The 18,007-nt window shown below is 65.3% G+C and carries 15 protein-coding genes; 1 reads left to right on the forward strand and 14 read right to left on the reverse strand.

Translation table 11 applies throughout. From position 1 onward, the window contains the following. Nucleotides 1-3 precede the first annotated feature (3 nt). From AC1C2Q_RS06975 to AC1C2Q_RS07015, 9 genes are all read right to left on the reverse strand, one after another. Complete coding sequence (locus tag AC1C2Q_RS06975) at nucleotides 4-1,824, reverse strand: alpha-D-ribose 1-methylphosphonate 5-phosphate C-P-lyase PhnJ (protein WP_495449512.1); 1,821 nt, start codon at nucleotides 1,822-1,824, stop codon at nucleotides 4-6. Then, nucleotides 1,824-2,984, reverse strand: a complete 1,161-nt coding sequence (locus tag AC1C2Q_RS06980; protein WP_495449513.1) for a carbon-phosphorus lyase complex subunit PhnI — start codon at nucleotides 2,982-2,984, stop codon at nucleotides 1,824-1,826. The genes AC1C2Q_RS06975 and AC1C2Q_RS06980 overlap by 1 nt, the downstream gene beginning before the upstream one ends. Beyond that, nucleotides 2,984-3,664: a phosphonate C-P lyase system protein PhnH gene (gene phnH, locus AC1C2Q_RS06985; protein WP_495449514.1), complete on the reverse strand. Its 681-nt coding sequence runs from the start codon at nucleotides 3,662-3,664 to the stop codon at nucleotides 2,984-2,986. Before phnH ends, AC1C2Q_RS06980 begins: the two co-directional genes overlap by 1 nt. Further along, nucleotides 3,661-4,095 (reverse strand): phosphonate C-P lyase system protein PhnG, encoded by a 435-nt coding sequence (locus AC1C2Q_RS06990; RefSeq protein WP_495449515.1) that lies wholly within the window; start codon nucleotides 4,093-4,095, stop codon nucleotides 3,661-3,663. The genes phnH and AC1C2Q_RS06990 overlap by 4 nt, the downstream gene beginning before the upstream one ends. A 70-nt stretch (nucleotides 4,096-4,165) precedes the next feature. After that, nucleotides 4,166-5,899: a phosphonate ABC transporter, permease protein PhnE gene (gene phnE / locus AC1C2Q_RS06995; protein ID WP_495449516.1), complete on the reverse strand. Its 1,734-nt coding sequence runs from the start codon at nucleotides 5,897-5,899 to the stop codon at nucleotides 4,166-4,168. A gap of 2 nt (nucleotides 5,900-5,901) precedes the next feature. Further along, nucleotides 5,902-6,741: a phosphonate ABC transporter ATP-binding protein gene (gene phnC, locus AC1C2Q_RS07000; RefSeq protein ID WP_495430355.1), complete on the reverse strand. Its 840-nt coding sequence runs from the start codon at nucleotides 6,739-6,741 to the stop codon at nucleotides 5,902-5,904. A gap of 42 nt (nucleotides 6,742-6,783) precedes the next feature. Further along, nucleotides 6,784-7,749: a phosphate/phosphite/phosphonate ABC transporter substrate-binding protein gene (locus AC1C2Q_RS07005; RefSeq protein ID WP_495449517.1), complete on the reverse strand. Its 966-nt coding sequence runs from the start codon at nucleotides 7,747-7,749 to the stop codon at nucleotides 6,784-6,786. Then, complete coding sequence (locus AC1C2Q_RS07010) at nucleotides 7,749-8,606, reverse strand: MurR/RpiR family transcriptional regulator (protein WP_495449518.1); 858 nt, start codon at nucleotides 8,604-8,606, stop codon at nucleotides 7,749-7,751. Before AC1C2Q_RS07010 ends, AC1C2Q_RS07005 begins: the two co-directional genes overlap by 1 nt. 214 nt (nucleotides 8,607-8,820) lie before the next feature. Then, the gene (locus AC1C2Q_RS07015) at nucleotides 8,821-11,331 is read right to left on the reverse strand and encodes a DEAD/DEAH box helicase (protein WP_495449519.1); all 2,511 of its coding nucleotides are present in this window, start codon (nucleotides 11,329-11,331) and stop codon (nucleotides 8,821-8,823) included. Nucleotides 11,332-11,558: 227 nt separating this feature from the next. Here AC1C2Q_RS07015 and AC1C2Q_RS07020 point away from each other — a divergent pair, with 227 nt between their 5' ends. Further along, nucleotides 11,559-12,461 carry an aldose 1-epimerase family protein gene (locus AC1C2Q_RS07020; RefSeq protein ID WP_495449520.1) on the forward strand — a complete coding sequence of 301 codons (903 nt, stop codon included), beginning with the start codon at nucleotides 11,559-11,561 and terminating at the stop codon, nucleotides 12,459-12,461. Between the two features lie 87 nt (nucleotides 12,462-12,548). Here the strand turns inward: AC1C2Q_RS07020 and AC1C2Q_RS07025 are convergent, their stop codons facing one another. The 5 genes from AC1C2Q_RS07025 to AC1C2Q_RS07045 all read right to left on the reverse strand — a co-directional run bounded on the left by AC1C2Q_RS07025 (nucleotide 12,549) and on the right by AC1C2Q_RS07045 (nucleotide 17,952). Then, nucleotides 12,549-15,701, reverse strand: coding sequence for an efflux RND transporter permease subunit (locus AC1C2Q_RS07025; RefSeq protein WP_495449521.1), 3,153 nt, complete (start codon nucleotides 15,699-15,701; stop codon nucleotides 12,549-12,551). Further along, nucleotides 15,694-16,326 (reverse strand): TetR/AcrR family transcriptional regulator, encoded by a 633-nt coding sequence (locus AC1C2Q_RS07030; protein WP_495449522.1) that lies wholly within the window; start codon nucleotides 16,324-16,326, stop codon nucleotides 15,694-15,696. Before AC1C2Q_RS07030 ends, AC1C2Q_RS07025 begins: the two co-directional genes overlap by 8 nt. Before the next feature lie 88 nt (nucleotides 16,327-16,414). Then, complete coding sequence (locus AC1C2Q_RS07035) at nucleotides 16,415-16,774, reverse strand: fluoride efflux transporter FluC (RefSeq protein ID WP_495449523.1); 360 nt, start codon at nucleotides 16,772-16,774, stop codon at nucleotides 16,415-16,417. Further along, nucleotides 16,771-17,136, reverse strand: coding sequence for a fluoride efflux transporter FluC (locus AC1C2Q_RS07040; protein ID WP_495449524.1), 366 nt, complete (start codon nucleotides 17,134-17,136; stop codon nucleotides 16,771-16,773). Before AC1C2Q_RS07040 ends, AC1C2Q_RS07035 begins: the two co-directional genes overlap by 4 nt. 36 nt (nucleotides 17,137-17,172) lie before the next feature. Then, entirely contained in the window at nucleotides 17,173-17,952 is a 780-nt protein-coding gene (locus AC1C2Q_RS07045) for a MerR family transcriptional regulator (protein ID WP_495449525.1), read from the reverse strand. Nucleotides 17,953-18,007: the final 55 nt, after the last annotated feature.

The raw sequence follows: 18,007 nt of genomic DNA on the forward strand, positions 1-18,007 counted from the left end.
CTCTCAGCTGTGCGCGGCAGCGACGAGCTGCTGGGTGTAGGGGTGGTGCGGGTCGGCGAGGAGCTGATCGGTGAGCCCCTGCTCGATCACCCGGCCCTGACGCATCACCACGGCGCGGTCGGTGAGCGCGCGGATCACGGCGAAGTCGTGGCTGACGACCACCACCGCGAGCTCCCGCTCTGAGAGCAGTTCCCGCAGCAGATCCAGGACGCCGGCCGCCACCGAGGCATCCAGGCCTGTCGTCGGCTCGTCGAGCAGCAGCACCTGCGGATCGGTGGCAAGCGCCTTAGCGATCTGCACGCGCTGGCGCATGCCGCCGGAGAACTGTCCGACGACGTCATCCATGCGCTCGAGCGGAACGTCGACGCGGGTGAGCAGCTCAGCAGCCCTGTTGCGGATCGCGTGGTACGAACGCCATCCCGCTGCAATCAGCGCGTCGGCGATGTTGCCGCCGGCAGAAATGCCCAGGTCGAGGCCCATCGCCGGATCCTGATGCACCACGCCGAGGATGTTCGTGCGCAGGCGACGCCGCGCAGAGCTGTCGAGGCCGAGAAGGTTGACTGTGCCATCCCCCACCGCTCCGATGTACACGGAACCGGTGGCATCCGTCTCGTCCCCGATGATGCACTTCATCACCGTCGACTTGCCCGAACCCGACTCCCCGATCACGCCGAGCGCCTCACCTGGCGCGACGTCGAAGGAGACATCCTCGGCGGCGATGACCTCGCTGGAGCCGCGACTGCCGAAGAAGACCTTCCCTAGGCCATCGACCTTCAACGACCAGTCCTTGCCCGGCGCCGTCTCACCCTTCGCGGGTGCGATAGGAGTGCTGACTTCGACTCCGGCTCTGGCCCGAACGCGCTTCGCGGGGTCCGGGTAGTAGCGACGGGGGATGATCCGCTCATGTGCTTCGAGGTCGGCGACCCCGGCGCGCACCTTGAGGCAGAACTGTACGTCGGAGCAGATGAACTCGTTCGTCTTCGTCTCGACCATGAACGACTCTTCGGTTCCGCATTTCGCGCAGCGCACACCCTCGGTGTGCTCAACCTCGAAGGGGACGTCATCGAAGCTCAATGGTTCGACATCGGTGAATGGCGGTACCGCGTAGATCTTCTTGTCGCGGCCATGGCTGAGGAGCGTCAGGTGCTCGCTCTGGTGCAGTCGAGGCACATCCCAGCGCGGGATCGGGCTTGGCGACATCAGGTGGCGGTGATGCACGAGCACCGGGTGACCTGCCCCCGCACCCATCACGCCGGTCAGCGCGAGACGTTCATACAGCGCGACCCACATTTTGGCGTAGTCGGCTTCGGCATGACGTCGTTTGCACTCGAAGACAGACTTCTCCACCGCGCGCAGAGGCTCTGATTGCGGCACCTGCAGCACGAGCGTCTGATGGGTGCCCATGTGCTCCTCAGGCACGCGGTGCCGGGACTGCACGATGGTCGACTCGTCGGTGTCGACCGTCGATGCGCTGCCGAGCGTGCCGACGATCAGCCGGCGCAGGTTCACGGCGTTGACGCCTTCTTCATCACCCTGGTCGATGACCTTGACGTTGTCGTCACTGCCGCCGATCGCGAGTGTGACCTGTAGTCCGCCAGAGCCCCAGCCGCGTGCGACCGGCATCTCCCGCGAACCGAAGGGCACGATGTATCCCGGCACGCAGATGCCGGCGATGACGGCTCGGCGGGCTTCCCGCTTGGCTTGCTCGTCCATCACGATGGGTCGCCCCTCGTGGGGATCCCCAGGGAGCATCGCCGTCAGTAGGTCGGCGGATGCATCCTCACCGTGTTCGTGCTCTGTCTGAGTGTCGATCAGCATCGTCATCAGCTGTGTCCTTCCTGGTGGTGCTCGCAGTCGCAATCGGATGCATGGGCGCTGCGGCTGTCTTCGGTGAGGAGTCGATCGAGCTGACCGTCCTGCTCAGCGCGTGCCGCCAACGCGGCATCCAGACCCGACTGGAAGGTGACGTAGTGCGGCAGCTTCAGGTGCTCAAGGAACCCACTCGCGGCGAGCCCATCGGTGGTGAAGAGCATCACCTGCTCGAGTCGGCGGCCCGCTTCGAGACCGGCGTAGCGGACGATAGAGACGTCAAGGCTCGCGGCAGCGATCACCTTGCGCTCGTTGTGCCCGAAGGCCATCGCGTAGCCGACGTCGTATGTCGTGGGATCCTCACCGCGAATCCCGCCGAGGTGCGACACCGCCTCGCATTCGGAAGCGCGCAGCTCACCGACCTGCACGAGCTCGCCGGTGTGCGGATCGGCGACCCGCAGCGGCAGTCGACCGTGGCGCACTTCGCCGAGCGTGACCTGTTCGGCCGCGTAGTCGTCTGGTCCGAGCACCGACTGGTACCAGATGTTGATCAGTGCGCCGGTATCGGCCTGCGCGGAAGCAGACAGCACGGCAGAACGCTCCGCCGGGAGTTGAGCTGCGACCATCTGGATGTCGAACGGCTCCTCGTCGGATTCGAACGTGCGATCCACGAGGACGCCCTTGTCTGCGAGGTAGTCCCGGAAGCGCCGGAACGGTTCGTCGGCGGGATGCTGCAGCGGGGTGTCGTCGAGGGGCTCCACGATCGGCAGCGGCAGATCATGACCGTCGTGGAGGATACGAGCGGTGTAGTCGACGGTCTCACCAAGCAGGATCGGCCCGTCTGGTTGACGCTGCGTAGAGACCACCCGGCGGAGGAGCTTCATCTCACGCGGCTGCAGCGGGTCGCTGTGTGCGAGCCGAGGCAGCGTCGAGCGATGCGCGCGGATCAGGTGCACCGCCTCGGAGATGTCGCCACTGCCCTGCAGGAAGGCCGCGGCTGCTGTGGGCGGGTCCCAGAGTCCACCCTCACCCATGATGCGGTCGATCGCCATCGGAAAGCTCGCGATCACGGACTCTGCGGTCAGCCCGGAGTCGAGCTGCGCACGGCGTTCGAGCACAAGGCGCTCGGCCGCGATGATCGCCTCGGTGCCGCCCTTGTTCGTTCCTGCATACATCAGATCAGCTCGATTCGAGTCGTGCGCGACAGGGCGATGAGAGTCCCGTCATCGCAGATGAGGATGCTGTCGATGCCGGAGGGATAGTCGGAGACCAGCTCCGCGCGGGCAGCGACGAACTGCGCACTGAGCCCGTCGACCGCGATCACGACAGGGGCGTACGGCGGGATGCCTGGACCGGTGAGGCGCCAGCCGGAAGTGACGCCGGCGCGGATCGCGCCGACTCGCTGCACGAGTGTCGCCGCCGTCTCCGGCGACCAGTGCGTACCAGACGACAGCTCGCGCAGTTGCGCCGACTCGGCAAGCGCGAGAGCGTAGCGGGCGGCGGATGCCGGAACCACGCTGGCACCGACGACTCGAGCGATCGCGGCCACGGCATCCGCCGCCTCGTCGAGATCTGTCTCGGATGCGGCGCCCGAACCCGCCTCGATGGAGCGCAGTGCGCCCATCGGCGTCATCAAGTCGGCCAGTGCGAGCAGCGGAAGAACTGCGGCGGGCAGCCCGACCGGCAACTCATCGGTGGGAACATGGTGGACGGTGCCTGGACGCGCGAAGGCATCCATGAGCGCGCGGAACACCCGCTGCGAGGTCGTCGGGGTGAGTTCGCGCAGCAGCTGCCAGTTCGCCTCGGCGATGTTAATGGCGGAGGCGGAGGGTGCGGGGGTGTCGATGATGGTCACGGAATCTCCTCGAACTCGACGATGGACGGGGCCAGACGTTCCCATTCGGCGGCACGCTCGGCCACGCGGCGCGCCTTGGTGCGTTCGCAGAGCGCGACGACCTCTGCGCTGCGCGGGCCGTCAGCGTGGTATTCGGTCGCGCAGATGGCGGCGGCGAGCGCGGCGAGGCGATCAGAACCCATCCGCATCGTCCAGCCGTCGACGCCGCGACGCCGCACCTCGGCCTGTGTGACCATCACGTCGCCGAGGATGAAGCGCTGCTCGGCAACCGGCTCGCGCACCTGAGTGACGACGGTGCCAACGATCGGTGGCCGAGTGACCACGACCTCCGCGTCATCTTTGAGGCAGGCGTGCGAGAGGGCGATCACCTCGGCGGCATCCGCCATATTGAGCTCAGATGTGATCTGCGCCCTCGTGAGCGTGTCTGTCATGGTCGGCCTTTCTTCTGCGCGTACTGGACTGCTGCGCGCATTGTTCTTCTGCGTACGGGGCGGAACGGGGTCATTGGACTTCGCGTCGAGCCCACACCGCGAGTGCCTCGGAGAGCAGCACGGTGATCACGACGAGGATGAGACAGGTGGTGACGACTCCGTACTCGAGCACCCGGGAGGCATTCATCATGTAGAAGCCGATGCCGCCGGCACCGATCACACCGAGCCCTGTGGCGGCACGCAGGTTGCTGTCGAGTTGATGGAGGGTGTGCGCCGACAGTGCCGGGGCCACCTGGCGGAGCGTGGCCGCGAAGAACACCTGGGTGCCACCCGCACCAGAGGAGCGGATGGCGTGCTGTACTCGCACGTCGACCTCCTCCAGTGAGTCGGCGATCACCTTGCTGAAGAATCCGATCGCTCCCACCGCCAGCGCGAGGGCGCCTGCGGTCGGGCCCAGCCCCGTGATCACCACGAAGAAGATGCCGACGATGATTCCCGGGATAGCACGGATCGTGACGACAAGCGCACGGAACACCGCTGACACCGTCTGGTTCGGTGCGATCGTGCGCGCGGACAGGAGCCCGAACGGGATGGCGATGATGAGTCCGACGAGAGTGCCGGCCAGGCCCATCTGCACCGTCTCGACCATGGCATCCAGCAGCTTGAGCGGAATGCCGCCGTCGCTGGGCGGGAAATACAGAGCGAGCGTCTCGACCGCCTTGGTCATTCCTCCGGCGATCTGGCTCAGGGAGATTCCGGATGCCGCGGCAGAGGCGATCACGGCGGCGACAGCCACCGCAGTCCAGAGCGTGCGGCGGACCCGCTCGCCGTTCCACGGCGGTGAGATGCGCGCTTCAGCTGCGGGGCTGGCCGAGTCGCGAGCATCCGTTCGTCCGCGCAGCCAACCCTTCCCTGGGAGGTGTGGGAGGAATACCGCGAGCCACTTGTTTCCGGATGAGGTGGACTCGTGGCCCAGCTGAGTGCGTCGAATGGTGCCGGAGACGAGTTCGGCGAGAAGGCAGAGGATGAGCAGGATGACCGTCAACCCGAGTCCCAGTCGGTAGTTCATCGTCTCCAAGGCTGCGGAGATGTACATGCCGATGCCGGCGACACCGACAAACCCGAGGATCACCGACGAGCGCAGGTTGATGTCGAACGCGTGCAGTGTCGTGGCGACGAGCGTGGGGCGCAGGCCCGGCAGCACTCCGCCGACGATCTGCTGGAAGGTGCCGGCACCCGCAGCGCGAAGTGCTTCACGCGGTCCAGGATCAATCTCCTCGATGGCATCGGCGAACAGCTTGGCCATGAAGCCGACAGATCCGATACCCAGGGCGAGGATGCCTGGGAGCGCACCGAGCCCGAATACGCGCACGAAGAAGATCGCGATGATGAAGTCGGGCATCGCGCGATTCAGCACGATCAGGGTGCGCACAATCGCTCGCACGGCGGGGTTGACCGTGGTGTTCTTCGCCGCGAGCAGTGCCAACGGCAGACTCAGGATGAACCCGACGACGGTGGCCAGGACGACGATAGCGAGAGTCTGTCCGATCATCGTCACGATGACGAGCGGTTCGGGGAACTTCAACGGCACAGTGCGGCTGAGGAAGTCGACGGCGTTGCCCCAACCATCAACGAAAGTCGCAATGTTGATGCGCAGTTCGATCGTCGACCAGATCGCCAGGGCGAGGACGCCGAGCAGCACCGCAATGAGAGCGCGTCTGCTCCAGGACATCCGGGGCTGGACGGGCATCGGAACCGGTCGGTCGCGGTGAGCAGCGGAGCTGCGCTCGAGGATGACGCTCATGATCAGGCCGGAGCGATGGACGTCGCGGGAGCGCGGGTGGCCTGGGTGATCTCGGCGGTGGTCGGCAACCCTTCGGCGCTCATCGGCTCGCGGTAGATCGTCATGGCCTCTTCGCGACTGAGTCCGGCTGTCGTCTTGTCGAGCACGACCTTGCCCTCCTTCAGCCCGACGATGCGCTCGCCGAAACCGAGCGCGTACTCGACCTGGTGCAGGCTGCACACCACCGTGAGATGGTCTTCCTCGCTGATACGAGTGAGCAAGTCGAGCACGGCGGCGCTGGAGTCAGGGTCAAGCGATGCGACGGGCTCATCCGCGAGGAGGATCGAGGGGCTCTGCGCCAGTGCTCGGGCAATCGCGACCCGCTGCTGCTGACCGCCCGAGAGGGTGTCAGTGCGTTGGAACGCACGATCGGCGAGACCGACTCGGTCCAGAAGTTCCAGCGCGATTCGTCGCCGGGACTTCGGATACATCCACAGACCAGACCTCGGGCCGACAAGTCCGCCGAGGAACCCAGTGCAGACATTCTCCAGTGCGGAGATGCTGCCCACGAGGTGGAAGTTCTGGAAGATGAACCCGATCTCCCGACGCATCCTGCGCAGCTCGAACCTGCCCGCGGCGTTGATGTCCTGCCCGTGGATCTCGATGGTGCCCGAGGTGGGTTGCTGGAGGCGGTTCAGATGCCGCAGCATCGTGGACTTGCCAGACCCGGATTTTCCGAGCAGCACCACGCGTTGGCCTCTCGGGATGCTGAATGAGACGTTGTCGAGTCCGAGGACGGTTTCGTTGAACCGTTTGGTGACCTGGCTCAGCTGGATGGCTGGGCCCGTGTGCGTCGTCGTCATGTCTGCTCTCCGCTAAGTTCGTGCTGCTCGGAATCCGTTTGACTACTGGTTGGTGATCTCGCAGGCGTCGGACTTGGTGATCTCGCAGACCTTGCGCACACCGTCGTAGGAGGCGTCATCGATCGGGAGGTAGCCCCAGGTACCGAGGCCGCAGAAGCCGTCTTCTGCTGTCTCATCGCAGTCACCGCTGGCCTTGAGTGCGTCGACGTTGAGCTGCTCCAGGTAGATCGACTTGATCTGCTCGCGCATCTCGGCGGGCACGCTGGAGCTCACGGTGATCGGGCTCGGGGTAATCAGCTCGGACTCCCAGATCTGCGTGATCTGGCCCTTGGTAATCTGACCCGACTCGATCAGCTGCTCGGTAGCCATCCCCTCTGTGCTGAAGGCGATGTCGCACTGCCCGTCGATAAGAGCGAGCACCGAAGCGTCATGTCCGCCGGCGAAGATCGGGGTGATGTCGGTCTCGGGGTCGATGCCGACTTCGAGCAGTCCGGCCGACGGAAACAGGTAGCCAGAGGTGGATGCCGGATCCACGAAGCAGACCGGCTTTCCTGCAACATCCTCCAGGGACGTGATGTCGGAACCTGCGACGACGCTGGCGACCGAGTGGTAACCCGACTCAGCGTCCGGGTCGGCGGTCGGAGCCCCGATGAGCTCGACCTCAACGCCGCTGTCCGCAGCGAGGACGTACGAGAACGGTCCGTAGCCGGCGATCTGAACCTTGTCGGCACGCTGTGCCTCGATTGTCGCGGCGTAGCTGGTCGCGGCATGGAACTCGACAGGAATGCCCAGCTCCCGCTCGAGCACCGTGTAGGTCAACGAGCTCTCCACGTCGAGCGCGGTCTGGTCTTCGCTGGGGATCGACGAGATGACGATCTTGTCGGGCATCGCCCCCGCGGCGTCTCCCACGGTATCGTCTCCGGCTGCGCTGGCACCGCAACCTGTGAGAGCGATCGTGGCGAGCAGCAGCACGCTCGTGGCAGCGGTGGTGAGAATTCGCTTGGACATCAATTGCTCCTTGGGGAAAGTGGAACGAGGTGAGTGACGGAGGAAGATGAGAGGAGGGAGCGGATCACCTGCAGCGCGGCATGATGCACCATGCGGCTGGCCATGTCTTCGCTGCGGATGCCGTCACCGGCAGCTCCGGCGATGATGGCTGCGTCGACCAGACGCGCGAGCGGGGCACCCGTGTAGCTCGTGAGTGCTGCGGTCTTGGCACCGTGCTCGGCGGCGATCCGCACGGGGTGGATTGTCGCCGCGGTGGTGCCGGAGTGGCTGATGGCGAAGCAGACGTCGCCGTCGGTCAGCTGTTGGGCGACCGCCTCCTGCGTGCCGTTGTCGGTCGGATACGCGACGGATCGGCCGGCGGAGCTCAACCAGTTCCCGAACTCGATCGCCAGCGGCTGCGACGTGCCGCTGGCGATGATGAGCACCCGGCGAGCGTCGCGCAGTGCGCCGGTGACCCGTTCGATGGCTTCGTGGTCGAGCACGCTGGCCGTGCGGCGCAGATCATCGACGATCCGGGCGAATGTGGCTGCGCCAGCGGTGTCCATCGGCAGCGGAGAGGCGAGTCGCCCGACGCCGAGCTGCGCGGCGAGCCGCAGCTTGAGCGCGTGGATCCCTGGGAGCCCGATCAGGTGGCAGAGCCGCACCACGGTGCCCACTGAGGTCTCGGTTTCGGATGCCAACCGCGAGGCAGACATCTCAACGACGCGTTCGGGGTGCGCCAGGATAAAACCCGCAACGTGGTGGCTGCGCAGAGATAGCGACGGCAGCGCCGCGCGCAGGCTCTCGAGCACGTCACTCACTCCGTGAGCACCGTCGACGAATCCGGAGATCCTGCCCTGCTCGATCGCGCTCCGCATGATTACGAAGTTAAGAAGCGCGGGTTACCGGGGAGTGTCGCTCCGACAGATTGGAACGAACGTTCCGCTAGCCATTCAGATTTGGAAGATTCTTCCGTGCTGGCATGTTCTTCGGCGTCGCGCTGTTCGTAGCTCCTCAGAGCAGACGCGAAAGGGCCCCGGAGGTCACTTCCGGGGCCCTGTTCCTCAGGAATCTGAGGAGTTATGAACGCTGTTACGCGGTGATCTCCGCGTTGGTGGGCATGCGCCCGGTGATCTCCTCGATCACATCGTCACCGATGCGAGCAGACTCGAATGGCGCGTCGATCTCGGCACGAGCCAGCAGATCCGTCATACGACGCTCACGCTGTCGCGTGATGAGTGTGACGACCCGACCCGAGCGACCAGCACGCCCGGTGCGACCCGAGCGGTGCATGTAGGTCTTGTACTCGTCCGGCGCATCTGCCTGGATCACCAGGTCGATGTCATCGACGTGGATGCCGCGAGCGGCGACGTCGGTGGCGACGAGAACCTGCACGCGACCCGAGGTCATGCGCTCGAGGTTGCGGGTGCGCTTGGCCTGATTCAGGTCACCGTGCAACGCAGCCGCCGGGATACCGGCGTCGTCGAACTGCTCAGCCAGCGTCTCCGCGTATGCACGGGTGCGGGCGAAGACCAGGGTCTTGCCTGCACGGTCGACCATCGAAGTGAGGATCTCTGCCTTGTCGCGGTGCTCGATCACGAGCACGCGGTGATCGATCGTGCCGGAGTCCTGGTCTTCGCCAGAAACCTCGTAGACGGCGGGATCCACGAGGAACTCGTCAACGAGCGCAGCGACCTCACGGTCGAGCGTCGCCGAGAAGAGCAACTTCTGGCTGCCCTCTGCGGTGTGACGAAGAATGCGCTGCACCGGCTCGACGAAGCCGAGCTCGCACATGTGATCTGCCTCGTCGAGAACAGCGATCATGCACTCTGACAGGTCGAGCTTGCGCTGCTTGATCAGGTCCTCGATGCGACCTGGAGTGCCGATCACGATGTCGACACCCTTCATCAGCGCGCCGACCTGACGGCCCTGCGGGACACCGCCGTAGATCTGTGTGGTGAACAGACCGACACTGCGGGCGATTGGCTGAATGGTGCGGTCGATCTGCAGCGCGAGCTCACGCGTCGGCGCCAGGATGATCGCGCGCGGCTTGCGGCCGAACTCGCGACGCTTGCCGGCCTGCGACTTCAGTACTCGCTCGACGAGCGGTGCACCGAAGGCGATGGTCTTGCCGGATCCGGTGCGGCCACGGCCGAGCACATCGCGACCCTCGAGAATCGACGGGATCGTCGCCGCCTGGATGGCGAACGGCGAAGACGCACCGAGCTCCTTCAGCACCTCGACGATGTTCGAGCCGATGCCGAGGTCAGCGAACGTGACGCCTTCAACCTCTGGTGCGGCAACGGTCTTCGCCTCAAGGCGCTCGTGCACGACGTCGACGCCCGGAGCGAACTTCGCTGAGTTGGAGCCGGAGCTTGTCGACGCGTTCCAGTTGTCACGGCCGGGGCGCTGCTCGCTGCGGCGGTCACGATCGTTGTTACGCGGACGGTCGCTGGAGCGCTCACGGTCGTTCGTGCGCGGACGGTCGCTGGACCGCTCACGATCATTGGCGCGCGGACGGTCGCTCGGGCGCTCACGGTCATTGGTGCGCGGGCGATCGCTCGGGCGCTCACGATCGTTGGTGCGTGGACGGTCGCTGGGGCGCTCCGCGTTGACACGGGGGCGCTCGGTGCGACGGTCATCGCTGTTGCCGCGCGGGCGGTCGTTGTAGCTCGGACGCTCGGGCGCACGGTCGTTGTAACGAGGACGCTCGCCACCACGGTCATTGTTGAAACGAGGACGGTCATTGCCGCGATCGTTGTTGTACCGAGGACGCTCAGCGCCACGGTCAGCGTTGTAGCTCGGACGCTCGGCGCCACGGTCATTGTTGTACCGAGGACGCTCAGCGCCACGGTCAGCGTTGTAGCTCGGACGCTCGCCACCACGGTCATTGTTGTACCGAGGACGCTCGGCACCACGATCGTTGTTGTACCGAGGACGCTCAGCGCCACGGTCATTGTTGTAGCTCGGACGCTCGCCACCACGATCGTTGTTGTAGCGGGGACGATCGCCGCCACGGTCGTCGTTGAACCGAGGGCGATCATTGCCACGGTCGTTATTGAACCGGGGACGATCACCCTGGTAGCGCGAACCACTCGCTGCGCCAGCCGACGCGTCACGACGCGGGCGGTCATCGTTGTAGCGAGGACGCTCGCCACCACGGTCGTTGTTGAAACGAGGACGCTCGCCGCCACGGTCGCTGTTGAAACGAGGGCGGTCGCCGCCACGGTCGCTGTTGGTGCGCGGACGCTCGTCGCGGCGCTGCGGTGCCTCGCGGCGATCCGAATCGGTACGGCCGGAGAAGCCGCGTGAGTCATCGCGACCGGTACGCTCCTGGTCGGTCCAGCGGCGCTTGGGCGCACCAGACTCAGCCTCGGCCGGGCGGTAGCCGCGGTGGCTCGAGTTCTTGCTGCCGGCGGCGCTGCGGCCGAAGCTGCGGTCGGGGCCTGCTGCAGAACGCTGCGGACCAGCATCCGATCGTCCGCCTCGGCTGCCCTCGGGGCGTCCGGCATGGCGGTCGTGGAACGAGGTCTTCTTCTCGCCGTAGCGCGGCTCGAAGTTGCGGCCGGTTCGGCCGCCCTGGGGCTTCTTGTTGTTAGGCAAGGTGAATCCTTCTGGTTCTCTGCACGAGAACAGCACCTACGTACGCGCGCAGGGATAACCCGGACATCCGTCGGCCGGGGGCCATTCATGTGATGGTAATGTGCGTCGATCGACGCTCACCATCGGCCCCTGGACCACAAAAACGCTCGCGCCAACGCGCGGCTGTCCGAAGCCGACTTCATGAGTCTAGTCAACGCACCTGAGAAAGACCCCCGTACGATTGCGAGGTGACATCTCTCTCCCCCACCGGTATCCAGATCCATCTCCAGCTTGGCAGCGTCACGGCGCAGATCGCCCAGGTCGGAGCATCGCTTCGTGGTCTCGCCGTCGGCGGGGTCGATCTCGTCGCTCGCTACCCCGAGAACGTTCCGACCCCGTCCTGCTCGGGCGTCGTGCTCGCGCCGTGGCCAAACCGCGTGCGTGATGGTATCTGGGATGACGAAGGCACGTCCCGCCAGTTGGCGATCACCGAGCCGAAGCTCAACAACGCAAGTCACGGACTGCTGCGTTTCACCTCTTACGACATCGAGCAGTCGGACGCCACCGCCACCCTCCGTGCGACGATCCACCCCCAGACCGGGTATCCCTACGAGATCGCGACGACGGTCACTTACGCGTTGACGGATGCCGGCATCCAGGTCACGCACACGCTGACGAACCGGTCGGATGCTGCGGCCCCCGTCGCCATCGGCACGCACCCGTTCGTCACGATCGGCGACGTCGATGCTCATGATCTGACGCTCACGATTCCTGCCGAGACGCAGTTCGACACCGACGAGCGAATGCTGCCGACCGGAACCTCGCCTGCACCCGAGGTGCTGCGCGCTGGCGTTCGCCTCGGTGACATCACTCTCGACACCGGGTTCACTGACCTCGCCCGCGATGAAGACGGCAAGGTACGCCACTCGCTCACCGCGCAGGACGGGCGCCGCGTGACACTGTGGCAGGGCGAGGGCCTCGACTTCGTGCAGGTGTACACCACGACGAGCTACCCGGGTCAGGCTCTCGCCGTCGCCATCGAACCGATGTCAGCACCGGCCGACGCATTCAACAGCGGCCTAGGCATCCGTCGCCTCGCCCCCGGTGAGACGTGGACGCTGAGCTGGGGCGTCCAACTCGACGCCGTGTAGCGGTCAGACAACATTTTCGTCGTGAGACACCAACGCTTACGTGGTGTCTCACGACGAAGATGTCCGCCTACGCGTGGCGTGGTGTCTCTACGCGGAAACACCGTGCTGCCCGCGCAGCTCGCGACGCGTCAGCGCGGGCCCAGAGTCGTCCGGCTCGTCGGAACCAGGATCCGCAGCCGAAGCATCCGGCCCGGCCTTGCGCGCCCTGCGGCGCTCGCGCGCACCCTCGACGAGGTTGTACAGCGTCGGGAGCACGATCAGCGTCATCACGGTCGACGAGACCAAACCGCCGATCACGACGATCGCCAGCGGCTGCGAGATGAACCCACCGTGCCCGGTGATCCCCAGCGCCATCGGAGTGAGGGCGAAGATCGTCGCGAGCGCCGTCATCAGGATCGGGCGCAGACGCTTCTCGCCACCGGCCATGACCGCGTCATGCGCGGGCAGCCCCTTCTCCCGATACTGGTTCACCAGGTCGACGAGCACGATGGCGTTCGTCACCACGATGCCGATCAGCATCAGCACACCGATGAGGGATGCAACGCCCAACGGCACGCCCGTCACGATCTGCAGCAGGATCGCACCAGTGGCCGCGAACGGCACCGAGATCAGCAGCAGTAGCGGCTGGCGCAGCGACTTGAATGTCGCCACCATCACGACATAAACGATCAGGATCGCCGCGAGCATCGCGAGTCCGAGCTGCGAGAACGAGTCGGCCTGCTGGGATGCGACACCGCCGACCTCGGCGCTGGCGCCATCAGGCAGGTCAACAGCCTCAAGAGCCGCGGTGACCGAGGCGGTCGCCACCGCAAGATTGTCGGATGCCGGGGGCACCGTCACCGTCGCCGTGCGACGCCCCTGCTCGGTGGTGATCGAGGTCGGCCCCTCGCGCTCTTCCACGACGGCGATGTCCTGCAGCTCGACGACGCCGAGCGCACTCGGAATCGTCAGCGTGCGCAGGGCCTCGGCCGTGGTCGGCGGCTCGGTCGCTGCGAGGTACACCGTCAGTGCAGTGTCGTTCAGCTCGACAGAGCCGATCTGCTGCGGACGCATGGTGCTCGACACCATCTGCCCGACGGCGACCTCGGACAGTCCGACGTCTGCCGCAGCCTGACGGTCGACGACGACGGCGATGTATGGCAGCGAAGCGGCGAGGTTGTCGGTCACCTGACCGATGCCCTCACGTCCTTCGAGCTCAGCGGTCACCGCCGTGGTGGCCTTGGCCAGTGCATCACTGCTCGGAGCCGTGATGTTCACCGCGATGTCGCTGGAACCGAAGCCCGCGGCAGCGTTGACGCTGATTTCGCCGACATCTTCGAGTCCGTCAACAGCGTCCAGCACGTCGGCCCTGAGCTGTTCTTGATCGACATCCGCTGACGTCATGATCGAGTAGGTCACACCCGCTCCGCCCGAGAACGCATCCATGAGCGATGATCCGCTCGAGCCGATCGACACCTGCACGTTCTCGATCCCGTCGAGACCAGACAAGGCGTCTTCGACGACTGCCGCCGCGGCATCCTTCGTCTCGAGGCTCGCAGTCGGACCAAGGTCCTGCGTGACCGTCATCGTGTTCTGACCGGTGTCGCTGAGGAAGTTGATCTTCATCAGCGGCGCCGCGGCGATGGTGCCGCCCAAGACAACGACGGCGATGAGCACGGTGAGGCCGGAGTGCTTGAGAGTCCAGCTCAGGATCGGCCGGTATGCCTTCTGCAGCTTGGTCGGCGGAGCATCCGGATGCTCCGGATCAATGACCTTGCCGTCAGCGTCGAGCAGCTCCTTACCGGGCCTGAGGAACCAGTACGCCAGTACCGGCACGATCGTCAGCGACACCAACAGGGACGCGACCATGGCAATCGTCACAGTCATCGCGAACGGCCGGAACAGCTCACCGACCATGTCGCCGACGAACACGATGGGCAGGAACACCGCAACCGTCGTGATCGTGGATGCGGTGATGGCCGCCGCGACCTCGCGCACGCCGAGCCGGATCGCATCACCCTTGTTCGCGTCGCCGACATAATGTCGCTTGATGTTCTCGATGACGACAATGGAGTCATCGACCACACGACCGATCGCGATCGTGAGGGCGCCGAGGGTGAGGATGTTCAGCGAGTAGCCGAACGCCTGCAGCCCAACGAAGGTGATGAGCACGCTGGTCGGGATCGAGATCGCGGTGACGAGCGTCGAACGCACCGACATCAGGAACACCAGGATGACGAGCACAGCAAACATGAGCCCGAGCAGGCCTTCGGTGGCCAGCGTCTCGATGGACTGCACGATGAACGGTGCCTGATCGAAAACGACGGTGAATTCGGCATCCGGGAATGCCTCCTTCAGATCATCGATCGCAGCGATTACACCGTTTGACACCTCGACGGTGTTCGCCGCGGGCAGCTTGGTGATCGAGATCGACAGTGCATCCTCACCGTTCACGCGAGAGATCGACGAGGTCGGCTCTGATGCCAGCTCAACGGTCGCGACATCGGCGATCGTGGCCTGCGCCCCGATGAGCGGGAGTGCCGCGATCTCGTCGACCGAGGTGATCTTCGCGCCGGTCTGGACGGTCAGCGTCTGACCATCTTCGGTGATGTCGCCGCCGGGGAACAGCGTGCCGTTCTGCTGCAGCGCATCGCTGATCGCCTGAGCGCTGAGACCCGCTGCGGCAAGTTTCGCGTTGTCGGGTGTGATGGTGATCCGCTGCCCGATACCTCCGACGATCTGGGCGGCGTTGACGCCGTTGACGTCTTCGAGCGCGGGAATCGCAACGTTCTCGAGGTCTGATTGAGCCGTCTCGGCATCATCGAAACCCGTCACCGCGATCTGGATCACCGGGAAGTCATCGATCGACACCGACAGCACCTGCGGCTCGACATCATCGGGCAACTGCGAGGCGATGCGGTTGATCGCCTGCTGCATCTTCTGCTCGGCGGTCGCGAGGTTCTCCCCGTAGGTGAACGTCGCCTGGATGATCGAGGCATTCGTTGTGCTCGTCGCGCTGGTGCTCTCGAGGCCGGGGACCCCCTGAATTGCGGTCTCGATCGGCGTCGAGACGTCGTTCTCGACGACCTCGGGCGAGGCGCCGGGGTAGGTCGTCATGACGATGAGCGCAGGCAGCTCAAGAGAGGGGATGAGCTCCTGCTTGAGGTTCGTCAGCGCGAGTCCGCCGAACACGGCGGCGACGATCGTGATGAGGGCGATCAGTGCGCGGTTGCGCAGACTGAGAACGGCGAGTTTATACACGGGGTTTCTCTCGGTCAGTGCGGACGGATGCGTCGTGCGAGACGGATGCTTTGGAGGAGGCGGATGCGTCGGCTGTGTCACCGAGCAGACCCGCGAGGGCCGACTCGATGAGCTCCTGTGGGAGTGGGGCGTCGTTCTGCAGCGCGTGCCACATGATGCCGTCGACGAAGATGGCGACGGCGGTCGACCGCTCCTCACCATGGACGGGGGCGAGGAAGGAGACGAGCTGGGCGGACCAGTGTCGGGCGAGCCCGTGCAGCTGCGGATCGTGGATGGCCGCGGTCGCGACCGCGCGATCGAGGCGCACGGTATGCGCATCGATGAGTCCGCGGTGCAGGATTTCAGCGAGGACCCGCGCCGAAGCGCCATTGCGCTCCACCGTGCGCCGAATCATTTCAATGCGGGCATCTACCTCGACAGACAGGTGCCGCACCGCTGCATCCCGCAGATCATCGAGAGTGTCGAAATACTGCGTCGTGGCTCCGAGCGGCACGCCAGCTCTTGCCGCCACCTTACGGTGTGTGATGGCCTCACCGCCGATTTCGACGATGAGTTCGGCTGCGGCCTCGACAATCGCTAGGCGCCTGCCCTCGGGGTCGCGCTTGCGGCGCAGCGTCGCCGTCATCACTCTCCCCCGAACGCGGACATCAGTACATGTACTTATGTACATCTTCAATATCCAGGCTACCTGTGAGACAACCACTCGCACGCAGTCACATCAGCGCACCAAGGGCGAGACCTGCGAGCGCCGCGAGCACGGATGCTGCAAACGTGCCTGCCAAGTGAAGGACGGATGCCGGCCGCTCGCCGTCCTTCCACAGCGCGAGAGTGTCGAGCATGGCCGTACTGAGGGTGGTGTAACCACCGAGGAGTCCTGCGCCGATAACGAAGGCTGCGTCAGGGATGGACGCCGTGACCATTCCGAGCGCGAACGACCCGGTGATGTTCACGATGACGATCCCCCACGGGAATCGCCCCTTGGTGAGGCGCATCACGGCGATGTCTACGAGATAGCGCATGCCCGCGCCGATGCCGCCCGCGACGGATGCCAGCACGAAGAGGAGCGGAGTCACTGCGTGCGCCTCCTGCCCAGCCGCATCCCCAGCGCGGCCGCCGCAATGCCGAGGACCAGCGTGAGGAGTGCATACAGCACTGCGAGCAGCGGTGCGCCCGTCCACAGTTCGATAGAGCCAACCGCGAAGGCGCTGTATGTAGTGAACCCGCCGAGGATGCCAGTGCCGAGGAACACCCGCAGCTCTGACGATCGGGGTAGGCGCGTGGCGAGCACCCCGATAAGCAAGGCACCGAGCACGTTCGCCGTGAGAGTCGCGAGGGGCAGGCCAGCGGCATCCGGAATCATGAGCCCGAGCGCAAGACGCGCAGCGGTGCCGAGCATCCCACCGAGCACAACGAGGAGCAGTCGGCGGAGGGTCACGAGGTCACTCTATTCCTCGCGGCCCTCCGCCCTCTGCTACAGATTTGCCTCCGCGTAGACGCGCAGTGCGTCGCGCACGAACTCGGCGCCCTGCGAGCCACCCGCGCTCGTGGCGTAGTTCGCCCCGAACCGCGGATCAGCGACGTACATCTCACCGAGGCCGATGATGTACTCCTTGGAGGCTCCCGGGGTGCCAGGCGCACTCACGAGCCATTCCACGTGGCGCTTCGCGAGGGCCTGGGCCTGATCGGATGCCGCGTCCACGCCGCTCTCTGCGGCCGCGATCCAGTCGCGACCCAGGTCGGAGACGAGCTGTCGCCACTCGGCACGCTCGGCATCCGTCATCCCCCGCCACCAGCGGTCGCTGTCGGCATAGGCCTTCTTGCCCCATCTCTGCTCAACCTCATCCTTGTACTGGGTGTGGTCGAAGCCGTCGAACATGTTCTCTGCCATGAGAGATTCACCTGCTTTCAATGCGTTCACGGTCGATTCGACCGACGCGATCTGTCGCGTCAGCCGGTCTTGCTCCTCGCGCAAGTACGCGAGGTGGGTACGGAGGGCGGATGCCTCGGTAGTGTCGTCCGCACCGTTCGAAGGGGCGAGCACCTCCGCGATCTGCGGCAGACCGAGTCCGAGCTCGCGCAGCAGCAGTATTCGCTGCAGTCGCACGAGCGCCGCCTGGTCATAGTGCCGATAGCCGTTGTACGCGATGCGCGAGGGCTTCAGTAGCTCGATGTCGTCGTAATGACGCAGCGTCCTGCTGGTCGTGCCCGCCAGCCGTGAGATCTCCTGGATTGACCAGTCATTACTGTCCAATGCATCCTCCTTCCGTGTTGTTATCTCCCACGATAAAAGTTGACGCCACGTCAAT

Source organism: Microbacterium sp. Y356 (assembly GCF_059445355.1).

What these genes read in the sequence shown, in the direction of transcription:
- AC1C2Q_RS06975 (WP_495449512.1), bottom strand. Translation starts at nt 1,824, where the DNA reads ATGACGATGCTGATCGACACTCAGACAGAGCACGAACACGGTGAGGAT.
- AC1C2Q_RS06980 (WP_495449513.1), bottom strand. Translation starts at nt 2,984, where the DNA reads ATGTATGCAGGAACGAACAAGGGCGGCACCGAGGCGATCATCGCGGCC.
- AC1C2Q_RS06990 (WP_495449515.1), bottom strand. Translation starts at nt 4,095, where the DNA reads ATGACAGACACGCTCACGAGGGCGCAGATCACATCTGAGCTCAATATG.
- phnE (WP_495449516.1), bottom strand. Translation starts at nt 5,899, where the DNA reads ATGAGCGTCATCCTCGAGCGCAGCTCCGCTGCTCACCGCGACCGACCG.
- phnC (WP_495430355.1), bottom strand. Translation starts at nt 6,741, where the DNA reads ATGACGACGACGCACACGGGCCCAGCCATCCAGCTGAGCCAGGTCACC.
- AC1C2Q_RS07005 (WP_495449517.1), bottom strand. Translation starts at nt 7,749, where the DNA reads ATGTCCAAGCGAATTCTCACCACCGCTGCCACGAGCGTGCTGCTGCTC.
- AC1C2Q_RS07010 (WP_495449518.1), bottom strand. Translation starts at nt 8,606, where the DNA reads ATGCGGAGCGCGATCGAGCAGGGCAGGATCTCCGGATTCGTCGACGGT.
- AC1C2Q_RS07030 (WP_495449522.1), bottom strand. Translation starts at nt 16,326, where the DNA reads ATGACGGCGACGCTGCGCCGCAAGCGCGACCCCGAGGGCAGGCGCCTA.